Here is a 22,302-nt window from a genome sequence, read left to right as displayed (position 1 = left end):
ACCTATATGCGATTATAAGCATTACGATTCCGTTCTATTTTTTATACCGTACTATTTAGACAAATCTTTCACCCATATATTCATATCTTCCAGCTTATCGAAAATGTAGCAGTTGTTCGCCAGTCTTCCTGTATACGTATAACCTAACTGATGAAAGGCCGCATTCATTCCGAAAGAAAGCGATCGAGCAATTGTATAGGAGCAGAAAATCGATTTTTCTTGCAGTTCTTCTTCTAACTTAATTAGTAAACTTTTCATAAACCCATGCTTACGATATTCGGGTAAAGTAGCACAATTCGTTAATTCTGCATTTCCTTCTTTTATATTCATTTCTGCAGATGCTGTACTAATTATTTTCCCCTCGAATTCGTACACATAGTATATTGTATCGTCTTCCTTCATCGTTTGTTTTACATAACTCGCTTCGTTTAAAGGAGTCGGATAAACTTCAAATACTTTTCCAAAGACAGCCGCTAATTCTTCCGCATCCTCTTCTGTCGCTTTTCTTAATAAAAATTTCTCTGGTACTATTTTTTCCTTTACTTCTTTTGCTTTAACACCGCTTAAAATGGTATCTTCCTCAGCCCAATGAATACTATTTCGTCTTTCATCATTAATAAATTTCACGAAGAAGTATGCATCGTGACCTTGAAAATAATGCGGTATTGTTGCTTCCAATAAAAAACCGAAAGAGAGCCATGTAGAAACATGCTCTCCCTTTCCTTTAATAATACATTTAGTGAAAGAATGCTTCTCTGCTAATTCGTCAATTGTTTGGATAATCCTCTGAATATTTCCTGTGTAGTGGTCTACTCGAATACGTTTATTAAAATAGTCTAAAACGCCTTCTACTGTATAGCCATTCGTCTGTTCTCTAAAAGATTCATAGTATTTCATTTTTTCACCTCACACCAATCTAGTAATGTACATGCAATAATTTTTGCGGCAGCTATCATTTTATCAACTTCTATATATTCGTTTGGATAATGTGCTACTTTCGTCTCTCCTGGACCAAATACTATCGTTGGTACACCTGAGATTTGTGTAAATAAACCTCCATCAGTCCCCCACGGAGATGCTTCAATAATCGGTTCATTCCCTTCGATTTCAACAAAGTTATGCTCTAGTGTCGTAATTAACTCATGATTTTCTTCTAGTTCACCAGGAACCCATCTCGCTCCAAACCATTCTACTTCTACAGGATTTTCAACAAACCAATTGTCTACATTATTTAATTCAGCGATCCAATTCTCGAACTCTTCTTTTGCTGCCTCTATAGTCTCATTCGGCGCAATACCATATCTTCCTTCTAAATTTAATGAATCAGGAACAGAACTTGGCCAACTCCCACCTTCAATTTTCCCAATATTAATTGGAATTGGAATGGGGATTCCTTTAAATAACGGGTCTGTAATTCGGTCATTTCTCTTCACTTCCAATTTTCTCAAATGATCTACAACAAACATACTTTTTTCAATTGCACTTACTCCTTCATAACGCGTTCCACCGTGTGCTGCTTTGCCTTTCACATGTAGACGAAACCACATGGACCCTTGTTGTTTCGGGAAAAACTTCATATTTGTTGGTTCTGGAATAATGACACCATCTGCTTTATATCCTCGTAATATAGTCGCTAATGTTCCTGCCCCGCCACTTTCTTCTTCAATTACACTTTGGAAATAAATATCTCCTTTTAATTCAATACCAGATTCAATAATAGCTTCCATCGCAAGCATCAGTGCGACATTGCCGCCTTTCATATCCGTTGTTCCACGACCATATATACGATTCCCTATTTGCTCACCACTATAAGGGTGATGGTCCCACTGATTCACATCTCCTTCTGGTACGACATCAATATGTCCATTTAATATCATAGATTTCCCGTCGCCACTTCCTTTTAAAGTTGCCACTATGTTCGGACTATCTGAAAAACTTGTACGCGGTGATACAAAATAAGGATGATCTTTCATTTTAGAAAATGAAGGTTCCCAAATATCAAGATCTAAACCTAGCTCACGTAATTTTTCAATCACAATTGCCTGCGCACCACTTTCATCACCAGATACGCTTTTTTCTTGAATTAATCGTTTTAAAAATTTTACGCTTTCCTCTTCATGACTCTCGATATAATCACAAATTTTCTTTTTTAATTGCTCCATATATTACATCTCCCCTCATTCGATTACTAGTAAGTTAGAGCCAATTTTGAAATCAGCTTCTGTATGTTGTTTTATATCTTCCACTGTGTATGGACTCATTAATTCTTGTAAAACGAGTCCACCCTGCGTCACTTCCATAACTGCCATATCCGTAATAATTAAATCTACACATTTCTTTGAAGTTAATGGTAATGTACACTCCGAAACAATCTTTGCATTTCCGTATTTATCGACATGATTCATCACAACAACGACCCGCTTCGCTTTTTGTGCCAAATCCATCGCTCCCCCAATACCTGGAACGCGTTTTCCTGGTACAATCCAGTTTGCTAAATCACCATTCTCACTTACTTGTAATGAACCAAGAATCGTTATGTCTAATAAACCTTTTCGAATCATCCCAAACGCTGTGCAACTATCAAAATAACTCGCTCCTGTAATTAGAGAAGTCGGTAAACCTGCTGCGTTACATAAATTTTCGTCTTCATTCCCTTTTCTTGGCGTAGGTCCCATACCTACAATTCCATTTTCCGCATGAAACATAACGTTTATATCGTCAGGAAGATGATTCGGTACAAGCGATGGTATACCAATACCTAAATTTACAATCATACCATTTTGTATTTCTTTCGCCGCACGCCTAGCAATCTTATCTCTCACTTCTACGCCCATACCCATTTCCAATTCACTCCTTCCGACGGTACGATATAATTTACAAATACTCCTGGGACAACAATTTCTTCTGGATCTAAACTTCCAAGTGGAACGATTTCTTCTGCTTCTACAATCGTTATATCCCCTGCCATAGCTACGTGAGGATTCATATTACGAGCACTTTTATTAAACACAAGATTACCAAACGGATCCGCTTTTTTCGCATATACAATCGCAACCTCAGCAGTTAATGCTGTTTCAACTAAATATGCCTTGCCATTCATTTCAACTGTACGTTTTCCCTCTTCTACAATCGTATCAACACCTACATCAACTAATACACCTCCAAGTCCTACACCACCAGCACGAATACGCTCTGCTAATGTTCCTTGAGGAGAAAACTCGATTTGTAACCTTCCTTCGTTTAGCTGTCTTCCTGCATTTGGATTTGAACCAATATGTGAAGTAATTAATGATTTTACTCTTTCATTCGTAACAAGACGACCGATTCCTACATCAGGAAATCCCGTGTCATTTCCTATTAAATTTAAATTTGTAACTCCTTTTTCTAAAATCGCCTGTATTAAAGATGGAGGGGATCCAATCCCCCCAAATCCTCCAAACATTAATGTCATATCATCGTGGAACAAAGAAATTACTTCCTCTATCTCTTTTAATTTATCGAATGTATTCGTAATAGTTGTCATGCGATACTATGCCCTCCTTTTTGCATCATTTCTTCTACACTTTTTGCAAAAATTGAAAGTAATTCATCTAACTCGGAATATGTAGTTGTCATCGGCGGTGCTACAAGCAGTGCACTATCTTCTTTTCCTGCTTGCCCTGAAACAGCTTGGTATAAAAGAAGACCATTTTTAGCTGCAACCGAAATAAGTTCCGACGCTTTTGTAAACGGTTGCAATTCTACACCAATCAGCAACCCTTTTCCGCGCACATCAGCAATGATTGTCGATTGTTGCTGAACTTTCTGTAGTCCTTTTATTAAATACTCTCCCTTTTCTGCTGTTTTTTCAGGTAGATTATGTTTCTCCATATATTCAATAACAGCTAGAGCTGTTGCTGCAGATAATGGATTTGCACTTAACGTATGCCCACTCATTACAGAACGCGATCCACGTAAAATTGGCTCCATAACACGGTCACTTACAATCGTCGCTGCCATCGGTGTATATCCAGCTCCTAAACCTTTACCAAGAGTCATAATATCCGGTTCTACACCCCAATGCTCCATCGCAAACCATGCGCCAGTACGACCAAGCCCTGTCATTACTTCATCAGCAATAAATAAAATATCGTAATGACTACAAATATCTTTAATGACTTTATAATATTCTTTCGGCGGAACGACTGCGCCTCCAGCTGCTCCTATAATCGGTTCAGCGATAAAAGCTGCGATATGTTCTGCACCAATTCTTTCAATTGATCTTTCTAGTTCAGTCGCACAAGCAAGCTGACAAGTTGGATATACCTTTTGCACCGGACATCTAAAACAATATGGAGCTGGAATAGTTGGATAATCTTCTAAAATTGACACGAAACGTTGTCTGCGCAGTGGATGCCCAGACATTGATAAGGCTCCCATCGTAATACCGTGATAACTCATCCATCGTGACAAAATTTTATGCTTCCCTTGAATACCTCGCTCTTGAAAATGCTGGATTGCAATTTTCATAGCTGTTTCATTTGCTTCCGTACCACTATTTACAAAAAAGCTCCAGTTCAAATCTCCTACACTTAAATCGCTTAATTTCTTCGCTAATTTTTCAGCTGGTTCACTCGTAAACTGTGATCTATAAACGAAAGCAATCTCCTCTGCTTGCTTTTTTATAACATCTGCAATCTCCTTTACGCCATGCCCAATACCTGCCGTAATTGCCCCTGACGAGCCATCAAAATATTTATTTCCGTTTTGATCATACAAATACACACCTTTTCCATGTGAAATCATTGGATACGGCTGACCAACAAGTGGTTTAATTAAGTAATCGCGCATAGCGCTCCCCCATTTCTCCAATTTGTATATATATATGAAGAAAATTGACGTTTCTTTCATAAAAAAGAACCCTCTGCGAAAGCAGTGATTTTATCAAAAAACTATTATAAAATATACAAATGAGTACTAAATATTAATTTAGAAAACAGAAAATTCAGAACTTAAAACGAAGACCAACCCTTATCTATACGCTCCAATAACCCTCCTTTATATAAAATAAACGCTTCACTACATATTTTCTTAACATAATATCAGCTTCCCTCAATTGCCGACATTGTGTAAACTTCGACGAAACTCCCTTTAAACTCCTTCCTATTCTCCTACTTTATATTGCATATTTTCAAACAAATATCGACAATTAATCCTACTAAATACATAGCAATTATTTTTATAGAAACCTATATTTTACATACATTCTCCTCCGTTTTATACAATAAAAAAAGAACCGATTAACCACATTAATCAGTTCGGCACGACGCTCTTTTATCGGTTAATACTGCCACTTGCTAACGTAAATAGAAAAATAATGTTACAAATTCAAAATTCATCCTACATCGTAAAGCACAAAATCGTCCATAACTCCATTCACAATTCCTTTTTGGATATCCCCATCCCAATATTTTATTCCTTTCCTTATGTTTAAACTACCTTTCCTTTATAATTTATGTAGGACAATTATCACTTTGTATGTGTATTTGCCCATTATTAAAAAAATCCCTAGTTTCCTAAGGATTTTTGGACATGTTTTCGATATGTTACTTCATACGCTCTTAAGGTTTTTTATTTCGAAATATACATTGTAATCGGTACATCATCATCTAACATAGATGATATATTGCTGTATACTCTAGAAAATTATAAGGCTCTTTCGCCTAAAAAACACTTATCCTTAAGCAATACTCTTTATTAATTTTCAACTTTTCTCCTTCAAAAAACAATTTTTTCGCATAACCTCTTTCTTGTTAAGCATATAGTTTTAATGATGACAAAGGAGGAATATTCATGTCTCAATCTGAAATCGAAAAATATGGACAAGAAGCTGCACGTTACGAACAGCTCGCTCGTTACTATCAATTTAAAAATCCGAAAAAATATGTAGAACTATATATGAAATATTACGATGCGCTTACGAAACTTGTACAGGCATATGAAAAAAGAGATTCACAAGAAGCTGCTTTACCGTCACACATACGTTTTTTTCACTCTGCTTCCAATACACCTGCGGTTGACATTTTAGTAAACGGGCAAAAGGTTATTAAAAATATTTCATTTAAACAATTTAGTCCCTATTTAACATTAGTGCAAGGTAAATACCGTATAGATATTGTCCCTGTTGGAGATGAAACTCCCATCTTTTCAGCTTTAGTACCAATAATGGGGAATCACACTTATACTTTTGCCGCAATAAATAGTGACAATCATCTACAATTACAACCTATGCTTGATAATACACATTTACCAGCTGGTCAAGCAAAAATACGCTTTGCACATTTTTCTCCAGATACCCCTGTTGTAAATGTAGATTTAAAAGGTGGAGATCATTTATTTGAAAATGTACTCTTTAAACAAATAACAGATTTTTTGGAAGTTAGTCCTGGTACAGCAGATATTGAAGTTTCACTCGCCGATAATCCCAGCGTCTTACTAACTATACCGAATTTCAAAGTCGAACCGAACATCATATATACAATTTCACTTTTAGGTTATTCAACTAAAGATCCTAAATTAGAAGCCGTTATACTTACGAATTAAAACAGTCTACACCATTCATTTGGTGTAGACTGTTTATTTTTGAAATACAATTTGAAATTCTGTCCATTCGTTATCTGAACGGCACATGATGGACCCATTATGTTTTTCTACAATTTGTTTACATACAAATAATCCAATACCAGTTCCTAACTTTTTAGTAGTTACAAATGGTTCGAAAATCATTTCTACACTTTCAGCTGGAATCATTGGCCCATTATTTTTTATCACAATTCGAATCGATTGATCTTCTTCAAATACATCAATGATAATTTTCCGTTCTTCTTTCATTGATTCTAGAGCGTCAATTGAGTTCATTAATATATTTAAAAATACTTGTCTCACTTCACTCCGATAGCCAACAAGTGGAATTGGATACGGTAAATTCTTTTCAATCGAAACATTTGCATTGACCAAACTCGGATATAAGAACTGTATAATATCTTGAAACAAATCATTAAGCCAAAATTGTTCTGATTTATTCCACATTTCTTTTTTCGATACGAGTAAAAATTGCGAAATACGAAAATTTAATTGGTCTAATTCATGCGAAATAATATCTAAATAAGATAAACTTGGATGATCTGCCTTTAATAATTTAACAAATCCCATAATTGAAGTGAGTGGGTTACGGAATTCATGTACAAAACTTGCTGACATTTGCCCTAAAATCGTCAGCCTTTCTTTATGTGTTTCGTTAATATATTGCTGTTTTTCCTCTAAATTTTTTGATATAATTTCCGAGTATTTTAAAACAGTATAATAAATTAATTTATCAAAACAAGTATGTATTTGGGCCATAATCGGTTTCAATTCACGTGCGCTAACATCTAATTCACACATCGCTTCGAAAAGTTCATTTCTTCCCACATTTGCATTATAAACAAAGTCTCCAATATTCGCATCTGCCCCTGCACGTTCAATAGCAATTTTCTCGCATAATGGCTGAAGATAATCTATATCTTTTTCTTCCATAGTAAGTTCGATAATTAACTCTAATAAATCCTCTCCATTTTGAACTGCTTCTAGTTTAAATGGATCTTTATCGGAAATTATCATTTTGTTTTTCCAGTTCTCAACGAATTGGTGCCTGTTGTTTTTCAAGTGCGAACAAAATACTTCTTTAATATCCTTATCGATTGGAAAAACCCCCATTCCCTCCATTTCCATGCGACGAACACCCTTTATATTTTGAATATTAACACAAAAAATGCGATTCGTTAATAGATTATTGTCACATTTTGTTAATATGTGTTGATAAAATTTTTAATGTCCTTATTAATTGTTTAGATTGATACATTCCATTTTCCTTCCTTTCATTCAAAATTTTTTACATTCGATGCGACTTTTTTTGCATCCTGCTTCATTCTTTCGTACAATAGAAAATGAAAGGTGTGAAAAATATGGTAAATAAAAATGTGGAAGATTATCTCCAAGAAGGCATTTACGGCCAAAAGCAGAACAAACCAGAAGAACGTAATATGTATTTAACTACGTTACGTGAGCGTGTAGAAATCGCTTTAACTATCGGTCAAGTAATGCAAAGTAATGTATATTCTGAAGTAGCTAGTAGCATGCGCTCTTCTCAATCATTACAAATATTCCTAAATGGTGGCATTGCTTACCCACATTTATCAAAATACATTAAATTAGCAAATGAAAAAAATGTTCCTTTTACAATTGTTCAAAATAAAGGTATAGAAACACCAATCGGTTTAGTATTATCTCATAGCACTGCTGTTGACAAAGAACAAATTTATGTAGAAGATGCTATTTTCAAACAAGAAATGAAGTAAAAGGTACACTTGGTTAAATTAAATCGTTCCGAGAAACGTAAAACAAACAATAAAAAAACGAGTATGGAAGCGTAAACATTTCCAGCTCGTTTTTTATTAGGATATTTAAGCTCGCTCTACTTTATTTTTTAATACACACTAATTTCATTTCTGTCATTTCTTCTATTGCATATTTAATTCCTTCACGCCCCGTACCACTTTCCTTAACACCACCGTAAGGCATATGATCTACCCTAAACGTTGGAATATCATTAATCATGACACCACCAACCTCTAGCTCATCAATTGCACGCATTGCTTTAAACAAATTATTTGTAAACACACCTGCTTGTAGACCGTAACGTGAATGATTTACTTGCTCAATTGCCTCATCAAATTCTTTAAATGTATTTACTGTCATGAGTGGACCAAATACTTCTTGGCACTGAACAGATACATACTCTGGAACATTTGTTAATACAGTTGGTTCAAAAATCCTTGCATCACGTTTCTTACCACCGTATAAAACAGTAGCACCTTCCTTAATAGCTTCCTGCACCCACATTTCTATTCGCTCTACATCTTTTTTCGAAATTAAAGCCGATACGTCCGTTTCTTCCAGCAATGGATCACCAACAATAACTGTTTCCATCGCTATCTTTAGCTTTGAAAGAAATTCATCCATTCTCTTTTCATGTACAAAAACACGTTGTACCGAAATACAAACTTGTCCATTGTTTACATATGCTCCCCATTTTACACGTTCAATTACTTCATCTGTTAATTCTACATCTTCATCAATAATAACAGCAGCATTTGATCCCAGTTCCAACGTAACTCGCTTTAACCCAGCCTTTGCCTTAATTCCAATTCCAACTTTCGGACTTCCCGTAAAAGTAATGGAAGCAACATCATCATTTGTAACTATCGCCTCACCTACAGTTGAACCGGGACCAGAAATAATATTTAAAGCTCCTTTTGGCAATCCTGCCTCTTCAAATAATTCAACTAATGCGTAAGACGATAATGGCGTTTGATCAGCTGGTTTTAACACAACTGTATTTCCGGCAGCAATTGCAGGGCCGACTTTATGTGCCACTAAATTTAATGGGAAATTAAATGGTGTAATAGCTCCTATAACCCCTATCGGTTTTCGTATTGTGTATGCAATACGCCCATCTGCACCAGGTGCTGCATCAAGTGGCAGTGTCTCGCCGTATATACGCTTCGCTTCTTCCGCTGCAAATTTGTATGTCTGAACGGTACGATCTACTTCTCCCCTCGCAGCACGAATTGGTTTTGCAGCCTCTTTTGCAATAATCTCTGCAAATTCTTCTCTTCTTTCATCCATTTTTTGTGCAACCTTCTCTAAAATAGTCGCACGATCATATGCAGATAATGTATTCATTTTTTTCATTGTATTTTTTGCAGCAGTAACAGCCTCTTGTACATCTTCTTCCGTTCCTTGTGCAATTTCCGCTAACGTTTCTTCAGAATATGGTGCGTATAATGGTTTATAAGTGTTTACAGACTTCCAATCTCCATTTATATATAAATGCTTTTTCATAAATCTTCTCCTTCCAAATATATGTATACAACAATATTTCACCTAGTGAAAGGTCTGGCTTATGCCATTGTATCATAGCCCTTATTCTGCCAAAAATATTATGCTCAAAAAAACCCTGCCATATAGCAGAGTCTACGAACTAATTTGTTCTTGAAATGGAATTTGTTTTTCATCTTCTAAAATAACAATTGATTCTACAGTTTTTGTAACTTCTAATCTCTTTATATAGTGTCCATCTAATTCTTTTACACAAAACTTATAATTTTCAATTTCAATGAAATCCTCTTCAGCAATTTCTATATTCTTCGTTAAAATCCAACCACCGATTGTATCAACACCATTATCATCAATTGTTAAACCTAATAACGTATTCACTTCACTAACAAGTACTTTTCCCTCTAGTATTGTTTTCGTTTCACTAACTTGTTGAATTTCTGGCTGTTCATCCGTATCAAACTCATCTTGAATATCTCCCACTATTTCTTCTAAAATGTCTTCAACTGTAACAAGTCCAGACGTACCACCATATTCATCTATCAATATAGCAATATGCGTTCTTTCTTTTTGCATTTTTAAAAATAAGTCGTGTATTGGGATAGAGTCGATAACTAAAATGATTGGCCTAATATATTGCTCTACTTTCTTATTACTTACTGCATTATGCTGCACAAAATCTGTGAAAATATCTTTAAAGTTTACAAAGCCTATTACGTGATCTTTGTCCCCATCTACAACTGGATATCTCGTATATTTTTCCCGAGACATTTTTTGCAAAGCTTCTTCAGCAGGCATTTCTTTACTTATAATATGCATCTCAGTTCGGGGGACCATTATTTCTTTCGCTATACGATCATCAAATTCAAAAATTTTATTTACATATTTATATTCAGATTGATTAATCTCTCCATTTTTGTAACTTTCTGAAACTAACAACCGTAATTCTTCTTCTGAATGAACCTCATCGTGCCCTTTCGGTGGTTTCAGCCCTAACAACTTCGTAATAATTCGAGCTGATCCATTTAGGATCCAAATAAATGGAAACGCCATACGATAAAAGAAAATTAACGGTTTAGCAACAAACAAACTCACTTGTTCAGCTTTTTGAATCGCGAATGTTTTTGGGGCCAATTCCCCTATTACAACATGTAAAAATGTAATAAACAAAAACACTAAAATTACAGCAAAAATGTCTGCTAGTTGAGTAGAAATGTTCAAATTTACAAAAAGCGTTTCAAACATTTGCTTTAACGCCGGTTTACCAAACCACCCAATCCCCAGAGCTGTAACTGTTATTCCTAGCTGACAAGCAGATAAATATTCGTCTAAGTTTGTAATGACTGTTTTGACAGATGTTGCGCGATTATTTCCTTCTGCAATTAAATAGTCAATTCGTGAACTTCGCACTTTAACAATTGCAAATTCTGCTGCGACGAAAAATGCCGTTAAGGCAATTAAAACAATCACTATACTTATACTATATATGTCCAAATACTTCTCCTTACTTACATTGTAAGCAAGGAAGCCACCTCCTACTTAATTTTATTCAAGTGAAGTAAGCATTCTAATACTCTAAAAAAATTCTACATTAGCAACCACCTTTTTATATATTATATGCATACATAAAAAAGATATTTATCATTATGATAATCTAATTCATTTCCCTTAGTCAAATAGTTCTAAATCTTAAGATAAAACATTTTATATAAACGATATATTCTTCACAGGTTCATTTCGTGAAAAAACACTTTCTTTGCCGATTCCACACTTCTTTTGTCACACTAGAAGGGAACTTCCTTCATAGATCGAAATCATTCAACAGGATATATATAGGAGGGATTATTTTGGAATATAAAACACCATTTATCGCAAAAAAATTAGGTGTTAGCCCAAAGGCTGTTGTCCGGATTGCACAACAATTAGATCTTACGATAGAAAAAAATAAATATGGTCACTTTATTTTCACACAAGAAGATTTAGATCAAATGTTAGAATTCCATCTTTCACAAATAGAGCAGTCTCAAAACTCTCACCCTACTCAAAAAACATCATCAAATGATGTTGAAGAATTAAAAACTCCAGTAAATACAATCGTTCAAAACAAATCATCACATGAATTTGAGCAATTAGCAGCTCAATTAAACACTATTACGAGAAGGCTAGATCGAATGGAAGAACAAATGCAAGATAAGGCAAATGATGTTGTTACGTACCAACTTTTACAACATCGCCGTGAAATGGAGGAAATGTTAGAGCGAATTCAAAAGCTAGAAGCTTCCCTCAAGAAAGAAGAACCAATATATATTACTCCCGATTCAAAACCAACATATGAACGAGAAAAGAAGCCGAAGCGCCGCAAAATGATTTTTAGTATATTTGGATTATAATTTTTAGACCCTTATTAAAATAATAAGGGTCTTTTTTCATGAAGAATGACTTCATATTAAAATAGTATTCTTTTTATTATATATATTCATTTCGCTTTATTTTGTTAACATAATATTCTTACTGTATTCTGCGATTAATGCCTGTGCATGAGCATTCCCTTGAATCACATCTCGAAATTCTTTTAAAGAATACAAATGCGTAGCCCCTTTTCGGGCATGAATTCGCACTGGTACACCTTGTAAAGTATCATGAAACTGAAATGGCTTATCTACCGGTTCAATTGGGAAACCGAGTGTTAATAAATACATATACATTCTTTTTGTCACTGCTGCAATATACCATTCTGCTTTCGTTTCTAATGCATGCATAAATAAAATAGCTGTTAGTCTTTTGAAGTGTCCTCTCCCACGAGACGTTTTCGCAATACTCAACTTGCCTATTTCATACACATTTTTTAAATCTTTCACTAAATCATTTTTAGAAAACGGATAGAAAAACTCAGAATTCGATTGCTCTGGTTCCGTATACTTAATACATTCTACTGTACCAATATGATGTTCATCTTCTATTAATAAAAATCGTGATGGATTTAAATTACGTTCTACGAACATTAAGTTTCTTTCTTCACAAAAATCTCCCCATAGTTGCTCGAACCAAAAATGTTCTTCTTTTGTTTGAACACGCTGGAACATATTTACCCGCCTTTCCCATCGCCGCTCTGTTTTTGATAACGCTTTCACTATCTATCATATAAGAACAAATCTTCGTATGCAACTAAAAATATTTATGACTTATTATATTCTGCAAAACGAATTAAATTCCATCTTAATCGTCTTTTATCCCTCATGTACCGTTCTTCTAACAATATATTTATATTACTTTCAAATTCAAATCGTATAAAGCTGTCTTCCATACAGCATATATTTCTTCTTAATCTAAAAAAATCCTTTATAAAAAAGGATTTTTTTACTTCTTCATGCTTTTTAACCACTTCTCAAAAATTTGTACCATTCCATGTTTTCCGGCTAATTTCTCTTCCCCTTGTTTCGTTTTATATGGATATAATTGCAAGAACACACCACATCCAGACTCAATTTTTTTACTATGCATATGACTTCCTGGATATACACAAATAACTTCATAAATGGCCCTTCGATAATAGACTCTCTTTCCATCCTGTTCTTCTACATATTTTATAGACCAGTACTTATACATTTGCTCAGTTGCCTTCGTATTTCCAACGTGCTGAAAAATGTTGTACATTGGGCTATACTTCACTTCAATAATAATAGAAGATTGATATACGTATTTTCCTTCTTCCTTTACATAACAGTCTAAGCGAATGTCTGGCTTCTTCGTATCTTCTCCATTATAAAAATTACTCCCTTTACTTAATGCAATAAGGGGATGAGTTTCAATTAAATCATTAAATGCGACATGTACTCTAATATCATCTCGGTGTAAAACTACTGTCGTTCCATCCTGTAATCCATCTACATAAAAATGTTCTTGAATTTGTTCACGAATGGAATTTCTAGCCTCAAAACCAATTTGCGCTAACATGGAAATAACGATAAAAAAAGCGTAATATTCATACACTAAAAATGTTGGTTTATAAACAAATAATAAAGATGGAGATTGTTCTGTATATTGTGGAAGTACATCTAAATGCTGTAGTAGTTGTTGATGTGGTATCGGTAAATTATGTGAGTACATGTTACCTGTTTCGGAAACTTCTCTCCAAAATGGAGAATGCATTAAAGTTTGAAAGTATTGTACACTTTCATGTACAAAGTGCGCTAATATTTTATATTCTTGTATCTTCATAGAGCTTTTTCGCAAATCCGCCTCTTTTAGTAAATGAATATTTTTATATTTTTGTTTCTCTCTATCGGTCACTGATCCATTACGCTCAATTGTTTGTATAATCGTTTTTACAGCTTGAAATTCTTCTGATTTCTTCCTTTTTGCTCTTTCTAATATTTCAATTGTTTGGCGCAAAAAACTTTCAGCTTCAAGTAAATAGAAATAAAATTGCATCGCTTTAAATTTAAGAAATGCATTTTCCTTACTATTTTTTTGTTCTATAAACTTACGATTATAATATTTTGCATACGGTTTTCTTTCCGCCACTATGGCTCCTTTTCTCGTTGCTTTCCGCTCTTTTTCTTCCCATTTATATTCATGTATAAATTTTGAACTCGATTCTATTTTCTTAAAAATTTGCTTTATCTTTTTCATTTTTTGCGGCAACTTTCTAAGTAACACTAAATAAGAAGAATCTTCAATATCACTAAGTGCAGAGAAAGTCTTTTTATAATAACCTCTATCTAAAATCAACTCATTCAAAATTGACTTTACATAGTTTTGAATCATTTCAAATTGATCATCAAAAAAATTTTTGGGAACGATTTGAAATGCGCCATAATACGTTCTATCTTCTATATTCACTTCAAAATGATATAATCCACAACGCCATGGATAAAAGAATTCCGTTTTTCCATGTTCATATATTAATACCTTTTGTTTTTTTTCATTTATTTCATATTTTGACTCTTTTATATTTTTCTGTCCCTCATATACTTTATTCCATATAAAAGTAATATTCATTGGATTTTCATAATGGTAATGCAATCTAATTGGTTTTAATTCTTGTACTTTATAAATACATTGAACTAATGCTGTAGTAGATGTACAAAGACGATTTAATAAAATATATTCCCCCTTTGCCTCAGTTCCAATGATTAACTTTAATACAAAAGGGAGTGTTTCTTTCGTATCAACGATTTCTGTTTCATATCGCCCTTCATTTTGCATAGCCATACAGCTCCAGTTCTCTACGCTTTTCTCTTATATATGCTAAAGAGTGTTCAAATGTAGATACTCTGTTTGCAAGTGGCGATTGCAAAAGAGGTAGTAATGTCGCCCCCCTTTTTACGTCTTCAGAAAGTAAAGACCCAACCATCATTTCAGTACCTCTTATTTTCGTCAATACACGTTGCTTGATTTGTAAATCAAATCCCTCTTCTCTACTGATCATATAGGAATGATTATTTTGGAACGGTATATTTTGCAAGTAAGTAGCGATTGCGTTTGCACATCGAAATGAAATTCCCTTTGACATATCATGTGATGACAATACAACATGTAACTTATCTAATAGTTCTAACTCTTCTTCAGAAAACACCTCAATCATCGCTTTATTCCTGACCCAGCTTATACGAAATTCTCCTGCAGTTACTTTCAGAGGTGGTTGTAATACAATTTTCTCTTGTTCCATACACATCTCACAAAACGGAATCTTTTGTAACGTTATTAAATTCGTCCGATCTAATAATCGATCTGAGAGTTCTTTCGTTGTTTCATCAAAATTTACTGTACCTACAAATATAATATTTTCACCAATTTCAATTGTTGATGGAATTGGATTTTCTTTTTCTTGTACACCTTCATATAAATTTAGAATACGGTTTTGCTTTTCAAGTTGAAGAACAGATAGAAATGGAGTAAACCAATGCTCAATATGTGACATATTCATTTCATCAAAAACGATTATATATAGTTGATTTTGATTTTCTTTTGCCTTCATTAACGCCCTAACTAATTTTGTTTCACTTTCAATAAAAGTACCATTTGGGTGAAGGTAACCAAGTAAATCATGTGGTTCTTGATACGATGGTGAAATCGGAATCCAAACCAATTCTTCCCCATACTGTAATCCAAGTGCTTCTGCATAAGCTTGCACAAATCGGGATTTCCCAGCGCCTGGTATACCACCTAGAATCGTCAACATATTTGTTTTCGCACTTATATGGAAATTATAAATGTCCGTTTCATCCAAATATAGCCCTTTATTACGTACAAAACTTTTTACATACTGTAAAAAGACGGATTCACGCTCATCCCATTCCCATTCATCCTTGTGCACTTTTATTTCCTCTACTTCTACATGCTTACCTTCTTCAGTCATTCGTTTTTTTAATTGCTCATACATGTGATTGCTTACAAAATACAATTGATCTTCTACCGCTATTTCCACATACTTCATCCAGTCATTTAAGTCTATATACTTACATTCCCGCTGCTGTTCAAAATATGCGATTGAACTAATTGATGATGACTTTAAAGATATATTTCCATATAACCTTCCATCGTGCCACAATAATTCGGGAGGCTCAAAGTCTTTCGGATATTTTGGCATTAGAAATGACAAATAGCCATTTCCAAGTTTTCTTTCTAAAGACTCTCCTTTTTTGTATTCGGAAACTTTAGGTACTGGAATCATTTTATAGCCATTGGCCATTTCTCGTGGTTCTTCTGCACAAATTAACTCCACGTATATATGCCCTCTTTCATAATAGAGACGAAACATAACCAATTGCTTTTCTAATTTTCTTTTCTTTAATTCCGAAAAGACTTTTTCATTCTTTTTATTGCTACATAAACCTTCAAATACGTATGGTTCATTTTTTAATTGCTCTTGTAACGTGAATGGTATTGGCGATAGGCATTGTACAAAGAAGTTCTCTCCATTCTTCTCTCTCTCTACTTTTGTAAACTTTCCGATAAACCTCATATAGTACATTCTTTTTATAAAACTTGGCTGAAGAGCTTTATGTAATCTCACCTTCGTCACCTTCTTTTTTTCATACTATTCTTAGTGTATGAAAGAAACGAAAAACTAGAAACAAAAAACCTGACGTTATCCGCCAGGTTCAAAATTAAAACGTATATTAATGAGATGGAAATGCTTTTTTCTCTTGTAAAATGGCATTATGAGCAATTTTCATTTTAGCAAGTACATATCGTAATCGATCTTCAGCGTTTTCATCTGTATTTTGCTGTAATTCCGCCAAATTCTCTACAGCACTCGCTAAATTTTCAATCACTCCTCGTAGTTCAGGATGATGATTAAAAAAGGATTCTTGCACTAATACTTTCCTTACTTCACTCGCTAAATCAACAATTCTGGTTAACTGTTCTTTTTCTTCCATTTTCATCCCTCCTGAATATCTTATGTATTAAATATTCTCTAGACAAAGAAAAAAGCCCTTTATTTAAAAGGACTTTTACATTTTTATATTTCCAGTTAATAACATATAAAGTGATGTGATAGCTGCGATAACAATTGCCCACATTACATATCTCTCAATACCTTTAAAACAACGATTTCCTTTTTCTTTTCTTGCATACATGTAAACAATAATCCCAATTCCATACACGATTGAAACAAGTAATAAATTTTTCAAACCTGCTGCATATAGAAGCCATACAGAATAAGTAGAAGCAATTAAAGCTAACGAACCGTTTTTTACTTTTGCATCTTTTAGTTCGTTTGTAATAACTAATTTAAATTGGAATAACGCTGATAATAAATATGGTACTAAAATTGATGTTGAAGCAATAAAATACATAATTTGATATGTTGATTCTGAAAACAGAACGATTATAAATATAATTTGGGCAACGCCATTTGAGATCCATAATGCCATATGTGGCGTTTGTTTTTTATTTGTTTTCGTAAAGACTTTCGGAAACACGCCATCTTTTCCTGCTACGTGGGAAATTTCAGAAACAAGTAAAAACCAGCCTATTAATGTACCTACAAGTGAAGCAACTAACCCAATGTTAATCGCAACGGCGCCCCATGTCCCAACAACATGTTCTAATACATGTCCCATTGACGGGGTTTCTAACACGGAAAGCTCTCCTCTTGTCATCGCTCCCATAGACAAGACAGAAATTAAAATATAAATAGACATTACTAAAATAAGTCCAAGTACTGTCGCTTTACCAACATCTCGGCTATTTTTCGCTCTACCAGATAATACAACCGCTCCTTCAACCCCAATGAAAACCCAAAGAGTTACAAGCATTGTATTTTTCACCTGACCAAGTATAGAGGAAACTGATATAGTTCCTTCTCCCCAAAAATCATGTGTAAATGTATCCCAGCGAAACGCTGTTACCATTACAACAATAAATAATACGATTGGAACTAATTTCCCTATCGTTGCAATAACATTCATAATAGATGCTTCACGAATTCCAAATAAAATTAGAAAATGAAGTGTCCATAATAAAAGTGATGCACCAACGATAGACGCAACATTATTTCCACCTTTAAAAATGGGGAAGAAATAACCTAATGTACTAAACAGTAACATGATTGTTGCAACGTTTCCTAAAATTCCTGCTAGCCAATATCCCCAAGCACTGTTAAATCCGATATATTCTCCGAAACCAGCACGTGCATAACTATAAATTCCGCCCTCAAGCTCCGGTTTTTGTCTTGCTAACGTTTGATATACGAGCGCGAGTGGAATCATTCCCATCGCTGTAATACACCAACCAATTATTATAGAGCCGCTATTTGCTCCTACTGCTAAATCATGCGGTAAACTAAAAACACCGCCACCAACCATCGTTCCGACTACTAATGCAATTAATGGAAAAAACCCTAACTTCTTTTCTATTTGTACCACCCCATCTGTCATTCTAGGTGTTATGTTCGTTCAACTATTAAAGTCACCTTTTTCTCTAATAGACGTTTCTCTTATATTTTTTCAGGAAAACATTACTTATTCTAAAAGAAAATGAAGAAAAATGGAATACTTTTTTGAAAAAATGTATAAGTATGCACAAAAAAACCGTTCATTTTGTAATGAACGGTCATTTCATACATATAAATTTGTATATTTCTTGTAAAATTAACGAAGTAAATTCTCTTTTTGTAAAAATTGTTTCGCAACTTCTTCACTACTTTTTCCATTCACATTTACTTCATAATTCATTTTTCGCATTTCTTCATCTGTAATCTTCCCAGATAATGTATTTAATACTTTTTCAAGTTCAGGATATTTCTGTAACGTCTCTTTTCTTAATAATGGTGCACCTTGGTACGGTGGGAATAACCCTTTATCATCTTTTAGCACTTTCAGTCCATACTGCTCAAGTTCACTATCAGTTGAATATGCATCGATTACGTTAACATCCCCTGATTGAATTGCACTATAACGTAGTTTCGGTTCCATCGTTTTCACATTTAAAAACTTATAGTTATATAATTTTTGCATTCCTTTATAACCGTCTTCACGATCAGCAAATTCTAATGTGAATCCTACTTTAGCATCCTGTGCCATTTTTCCTAAATCAGAAATTGTATTTATATTATTTTGATCTGCTATTTTTTTCGGCATAGCTAGTGCATATGTATTGTTATACTCCATCGGCTTCAACATAACCATATTATATTTCTTTTCCATTCCAATGCGAGCCTGCTCATATACTTCATCCCGATTTGTGCTTTTTGGCTCTTCTTTCACAAAAGTAGATAAAGCTGTTCCCGAAAACTCAGGGTATATATCTACTTCTCCTGATTTCAATGCTTCAAATACAAATGCTGTTTTTCCAAGACCTGGTTTTAATTCTACGTGTAAATCGGTATCCTGTTCAATAAGCTGCTTATACATTTGAATTAAAATTTCAGGTTCTGATCCAAGTTTTCCGGCAATAACAATATCTTTCTTTTGTGTGTTCCAAAGAAAGGGAGAAGCAATCATTATACAAGTAATACATATCGTCAATATAATACGCTTAGAAGAGCGTTTTGGACTCTCAAGCACTCGAAGTACTACATCAAAGAATAAAGCGAGTAACGCGGCTGGTACGGCCCCTAAAATGATAAGCGCATGATCATTTCGATCGATACCAAGTAATATGAGTTTTCCGAGCCCACCAGCACCTATAAGAGCTGCTAATGTAGCTGTTCCAACAATTAATACCATCGCCGTACGAATACCGGCCATAATAATTGGTAATGCAAGAGGAAGCTCTACCTTCCACAGTCTTCTCCAGCTATTCATCCCCATAGCTCTCGCTGCTTCGATTAAAGATTCATCTAACTCCCTTATTCCTGTATATGTGTTTCGTAAAATAGGTAATAGTGCATACACAACTAATGCAATAATGGCTGGGAGTTTTCCAATTCCTACTAACGGAATTAAAAGTCCGAGTAATGCAAGTGATGGCACTGTCTGCATAACCGCAGAAGTTCCTATTATAAATTCAGCCATTCGTTGTTTTCTCGTTAATAAAATGCCAAGTGGCACCGCAATAATTACTGCAAAAAATAGTGAAATAAGCGATATTTGTAAATGCTCACTTAATGCAGTTAGTAATTCTATTTTTCGCTCTTGGAACGTTTGTATAAAATCAGTCACTGTTTAGCCTCTTTCCTTCATTTGTTCAACAATGTAATTAACAATATGACGACTTGTTAAAGCTCCAACATATTGACCATTTTCTTCAACTGGAACGACTTCGTCAGCTCGTACACGAACTAATGCTTCTTGTAAAGAAGAATGCAATGATAATGCATCCCCTTCTACCCGTATACTTTCATCAAGTGGCAATACATCTTCTATACTTTTCCCCTCATACCAAGGTTGTCCACGATTTCCAATGAACTCTTCTACAAACTCATTTTTCGGATTATGTATAATACCTTCTGGTGTATCTAATTGAACTACTTTTCCTTCTTTCATAATACAAATACGATCTCCAAGTGATAATGCTTCTTGCATATCATGTGTTACGAATACAATTGTTTTTTGAATCTTCTTTTGCAATTGTACAATATCCTTTTGAAGCTGTTCCCTACTTAATGGATCTAACGCACTAAACGGTTCATCCATAAGAACGATTTTCGGGTTTGCGGCTAATGCTCTTACGACACCAACGCGCTGCTTTTGCCCTCCTGACAATTCATCAGGCATACGATCGCGATATACGTCTGGGTCTAGCCCGACCATCTGTAGCAACTCATCGACACGAGCTTTTATTTTTTCTTTGCTCCATTTTCTCATTTCAGGAACAACTGCAATATTTTCTGCAATTGTCATATGCGGAAACAAAGCGATTTGCTGCAATACGTATCCTATATTCCAACGCAATTCATTAATATTATATTGTTGAATATCTTTTCCATCGATTAAAATAGATCCTTCAGTCGTTTCAATTAAACGGTTAATCATTTTCATTGTCGTTGTTTTCCCGCAACCACTCGGACCAATGAGAACAAAAAATTCTCCCTTTTTAATTTCTAAATGCAATGAATCCACTGCTTTCATGCCATCTTCATACGCTTTTGACACATGATTAAATTGAATCACAAATACAACTCCTTTAATGTTGTTTCCTTTATTTTGATGGAATACGGCATTCATTTCAAATGATACGCTTTATAATTAAAAAAGAGCTCAAATTTGAGCTCTAACGGTCGAACAATATCGTTTTCATTATTGCAGCATATTCACGTACATACATTTTTTTCTTAGAGCGCATTGGTGTTTCAGCAGCTAGTGCCTCCATCTTCATGCCTAAACGCTTTGCAATTATTTTGGTCCTATACAAATGATACGTATTACTTACAACTACCGCATGTTTCACGTCATATAAATCCATACTAAACTTTAAATTCTCATACGTATTTGTAGATTGATCTTCTATTAAAATACGACTCTCATCTATACCATGTACCATTAAATAGTTTCTCATACTATGAGCTTCCGGTATATCTTCATCTTCCCCTTGACCACCTGAAACAATTACTTTCGCTTCAGGATGGGAATGTAAATATTCCAACGCTACATCCAAACGGTTTTGAAGAGATAAAGACGGTCTATCTCCAAATAACTTTGCGCCTAAAATAAGAACGTACGGAGAGTGATTACTCAATTTTTCACGAGCAACTTTCTTCATTCGAAACGTCATATAAAGAATGTACAGTGGTGGAAATAATAAGATTATAAGCAAGATCCATTTGTTCATAAATAAGTTTGCACTCCGATACGATAAACTTAACTAAATCTATACAATTCAATCAAATTTACACGAGTTAGTGCTTCATCGTGTTCTCGCAACCCCGAAGGGACGAGGGGTATAACACTCCACACGAGGCAGTATCGTTACCTCCTATTATCAAGCATTTATTTT

The 22,302-nt window shown here is 34.4% G+C and carries 19 protein-coding genes; 3 read left to right on the top strand and 16 right to left on the bottom strand.

Annotated features, from left to right (window positions below; translation table 11 throughout):
- Positions 1 to 51: 51 nt before the first annotated feature.
- Genes ablB through CER22_RS19465 form a run of 5 tightly spaced genes read right to left on the bottom strand, consistent with a single transcriptional unit; the run spans position 52 to position 4,830 of the window.
- Complete coding sequence (gene ablB / locus CER22_RS19485) at positions 52 to 897, bottom strand: putative beta-lysine N-acetyltransferase (RefSeq protein WP_088609393.1); 846 nt, start codon at positions 895 to 897, stop codon at positions 52 to 54.
- Positions 894 to 2,162 (bottom strand): peptidase, encoded by a 1,269-nt coding sequence (locus CER22_RS19480; RefSeq protein WP_088063274.1) that lies wholly within the window; start codon positions 2,160 to 2,162, stop codon positions 894 to 896. The genes ablB and CER22_RS19480 overlap by 4 nt, the downstream gene beginning before the upstream one ends.
- 15 nt (positions 2,163 to 2,177) lie before the next feature.
- Complete coding sequence (locus CER22_RS19475; protein WP_000525267.1) at positions 2,178 to 2,840, bottom strand: CoA transferase subunit B; 663 nt, start codon at positions 2,838 to 2,840, stop codon at positions 2,178 to 2,180.
- The gene (atoD, locus tag CER22_RS19470; RefSeq protein ID WP_088609392.1) at positions 2,825 to 3,523 is read right to left on the bottom strand and encodes an acetate CoA-transferase subunit alpha; all 699 of its coding nucleotides are present in this window, start codon (positions 3,521 to 3,523) and stop codon (positions 2,825 to 2,827) included. Before atoD ends, CER22_RS19475 begins: the two co-directional genes overlap by 16 nt.
- Positions 3,520 to 4,830, bottom strand: coding sequence for an aspartate aminotransferase family protein (locus CER22_RS19465; protein WP_001205889.1), 1,311 nt, complete (start codon positions 4,828 to 4,830; stop codon positions 3,520 to 3,522). The genes atoD and CER22_RS19465 overlap by 4 nt, the downstream gene beginning before the upstream one ends.
- Before the next feature lie 1,002 nt (positions 4,831 to 5,832).
- Between CER22_RS19465 and CER22_RS19455 the strand changes: the two genes are divergently transcribed.
- Positions 5,833 to 6,582: a DUF4397 domain-containing protein gene (locus CER22_RS19455; RefSeq protein WP_088063273.1), complete on the top strand. Its 750-nt coding sequence runs from the start codon at positions 5,833 to 5,835 to the stop codon at positions 6,580 to 6,582.
- Positions 6,583 to 6,615: 33 nt separating this feature from the next.
- On the opposite strand, the gene CER22_RS19450 is transcribed toward CER22_RS19455, so the two are convergent.
- Positions 6,616 to 7,749 (bottom strand): BA2291 family sporulation histidine kinase, encoded by a 1,134-nt coding sequence (locus tag CER22_RS19450; RefSeq protein WP_000425101.1) that lies wholly within the window; start codon positions 7,747 to 7,749, stop codon positions 6,616 to 6,618.
- Between the two features lie 233 nt (positions 7,750 to 7,982).
- Between CER22_RS19450 and CER22_RS19445 the strand changes: the two genes are divergently transcribed.
- Positions 7,983 to 8,375 carry a YueI family protein gene (locus tag CER22_RS19445; RefSeq protein WP_000247570.1) on the top strand — a complete coding sequence of 131 codons (393 nt, stop codon included), beginning with the start codon at positions 7,983 to 7,985 and terminating at the stop codon, positions 8,373 to 8,375.
- 121 nt (positions 8,376 to 8,496) lie between these two features.
- Here CER22_RS19445 and CER22_RS19440 read toward each other — a convergent pair whose 3' ends face one another.
- Entirely contained in the window at positions 8,497 to 9,921 is a 1,425-nt protein-coding gene (locus CER22_RS19440; protein ID WP_088609391.1) for an aldehyde dehydrogenase family protein, read from the bottom strand.
- 132 nt (positions 9,922 to 10,053) lie between these two features.
- Entirely contained in the window at positions 10,054 to 11,409 is a 1,356-nt protein-coding gene (locus CER22_RS19435; protein WP_088609390.1) for a hemolysin family protein, read from the bottom strand.
- A gap of 353 nt (positions 11,410 to 11,762) precedes the next feature.
- Here CER22_RS19435 and racA point away from each other — a divergent pair, with 353 nt between their 5' ends.
- The gene (racA, locus tag CER22_RS19430; protein ID WP_088609389.1) at positions 11,763 to 12,305 is read left to right on the top strand and encodes a chromosome-anchoring protein RacA; all 543 of its coding nucleotides are present in this window, start codon (positions 11,763 to 11,765) and stop codon (positions 12,303 to 12,305) included.
- Positions 12,306 to 12,401: 96 nt separating this feature from the next.
- Here racA and CER22_RS19425 read toward each other — a convergent pair whose 3' ends face one another.
- The 8 genes from CER22_RS19425 to CER22_RS19390 all read right to left on the bottom strand — a co-directional run bounded on the left by CER22_RS19425 (position 12,402) and on the right by CER22_RS19390 (position 22,137).
- The gene (locus CER22_RS19425; protein ID WP_000487799.1) at positions 12,402 to 12,998 is read right to left on the bottom strand and encodes a hypothetical protein; all 597 of its coding nucleotides are present in this window, start codon (positions 12,996 to 12,998) and stop codon (positions 12,402 to 12,404) included.
- Between the two features lie 274 nt (positions 12,999 to 13,272).
- Positions 13,273 to 15,123: a hypothetical protein gene (locus tag CER22_RS19420; protein ID WP_088609388.1), complete on the bottom strand. Its 1,851-nt coding sequence runs from the start codon at positions 15,121 to 15,123 to the stop codon at positions 13,273 to 13,275.
- Entirely contained in the window at positions 15,113 to 16,933 is a 1,821-nt protein-coding gene (locus tag CER22_RS19415) for an AAA family ATPase (protein WP_142293513.1), read from the bottom strand. Before CER22_RS19415 ends, CER22_RS19420 begins: the two co-directional genes overlap by 11 nt.
- Positions 16,934 to 17,039: 106 nt before the next feature.
- Complete coding sequence (locus CER22_RS19410) at positions 17,040 to 17,300, bottom strand: hypothetical protein (RefSeq protein WP_000391452.1); 261 nt, start codon at positions 17,298 to 17,300, stop codon at positions 17,040 to 17,042.
- Positions 17,301 to 17,375: 75 nt separating this feature from the next.
- Positions 17,376 to 18,803 carry a basic amino acid/polyamine antiporter gene (locus CER22_RS19405; protein WP_000129474.1) on the bottom strand — a complete coding sequence of 476 codons (1,428 nt, stop codon included), beginning with the start codon at positions 18,801 to 18,803 and terminating at the stop codon, positions 17,376 to 17,378.
- 213 nt (positions 18,804 to 19,016) lie between these two features.
- Positions 19,017 to 20,528 (bottom strand): ABC transporter permease/substrate-binding protein, encoded by a 1,512-nt coding sequence (locus tag CER22_RS19400; RefSeq protein ID WP_000129146.1) that lies wholly within the window; start codon positions 20,526 to 20,528, stop codon positions 19,017 to 19,019.
- A gap of 3 nt (positions 20,529 to 20,531) precedes the next feature.
- Positions 20,532 to 21,479 (bottom strand): ABC transporter ATP-binding protein, encoded by a 948-nt coding sequence (locus CER22_RS19395; protein ID WP_048546583.1) that lies wholly within the window; start codon positions 21,477 to 21,479, stop codon positions 20,532 to 20,534.
- 100 nt (positions 21,480 to 21,579) lie between these two features.
- Positions 21,580 to 22,137: a YdcF family protein gene (locus tag CER22_RS19390; RefSeq protein WP_088063268.1), complete on the bottom strand. Its 558-nt coding sequence runs from the start codon at positions 22,135 to 22,137 to the stop codon at positions 21,580 to 21,582.
- Positions 22,138 to 22,302: the final 165 nt, after the last annotated feature.

This window comes from Bacillus sp. K2I17, assembly GCF_002209985.1.
Lineage (GTDB): Bacteria > Bacillota > Bacilli > Bacillales > Bacillaceae_G > Bacillus_A > Bacillus_A wiedmannii.
The sequence above is the reverse complement of the archived record's forward strand: the minus strand, read 5'-3'. Positions and strand labels throughout refer to the sequence as shown.

What these genes read in the sequence shown, in the direction of transcription:
- CER22_RS19445 (WP_000247570.1), top strand. Translation starts at nt 7,983, where the DNA reads ATGGTAAATAAAAATGTGGAAGATTATCTCCAAGAAGGCATTTACGGC.
- CER22_RS19410 (WP_000391452.1), bottom strand. Translation starts at nt 17,300, where the DNA reads ATGGAAGAAAAAGAACAGTTAACCAGAATTGTTGATTTAGCGAGTGAA.
- CER22_RS19440 (WP_088609391.1), bottom strand. Translation starts at nt 9,921, where the DNA reads ATGAAAAAGCATTTATATATAAATGGAGATTGGAAGTCTGTAAACACT.
- CER22_RS19420 (WP_088609388.1), bottom strand. Translation starts at nt 15,123, where the DNA reads ATGCAAAATGAAGGGCGATATGAAACAGAAATCGTTGATACGAAAGAA.
- CER22_RS19405 (WP_000129474.1), bottom strand. Translation starts at nt 18,803, where the DNA reads ATGACAGATGGGGTGGTACAAATAGAAAAGAAGTTAGGGTTTTTTCCA.
- atoD (WP_088609392.1), bottom strand. Translation starts at nt 3,523, where the DNA reads ATGACAACTATTACGAATACATTCGATAAATTAAAAGAGATAGAGGAA.
- ablB (WP_088609393.1), bottom strand. Translation starts at nt 897, where the DNA reads ATGAAATACTATGAATCTTTTAGAGAACAGACGAATGGCTATACAGTA.
- CER22_RS19465 (WP_001205889.1), bottom strand. Translation starts at nt 4,830, where the DNA reads ATGCGCGATTACTTAATTAAACCACTTGTTGGTCAGCCGTATCCAATG.
- CER22_RS19480 (WP_088063274.1), bottom strand. Translation starts at nt 2,162, where the DNA reads ATGGAGCAATTAAAAAAGAAAATTTGTGATTATATCGAGAGTCATGAA.
- CER22_RS19455 (WP_088063273.1), top strand. Translation starts at nt 5,833, where the DNA reads ATGTCTCAATCTGAAATCGAAAAATATGGACAAGAAGCTGCACGTTAC.
- CER22_RS19390 (WP_088063268.1), bottom strand. Translation starts at nt 22,137, where the DNA reads ATGAACAAATGGATCTTGCTTATAATCTTATTATTTCCACCACTGTAC.
- CER22_RS19450 (WP_000425101.1), bottom strand. Translation starts at nt 7,749, where the DNA reads ATGGAAATGGAGGGAATGGGGGTTTTTCCAATCGATAAGGATATTAAA.
- CER22_RS19475 (WP_000525267.1), bottom strand. Translation starts at nt 2,840, where the DNA reads ATGGGTATGGGCGTAGAAGTGAGAGATAAGATTGCTAGGCGTGCGGCG.
- CER22_RS19425 (WP_000487799.1), bottom strand. Translation starts at nt 12,998, where the DNA reads ATGTTCCAGCGTGTTCAAACAAAAGAAGAACATTTTTGGTTCGAGCAA.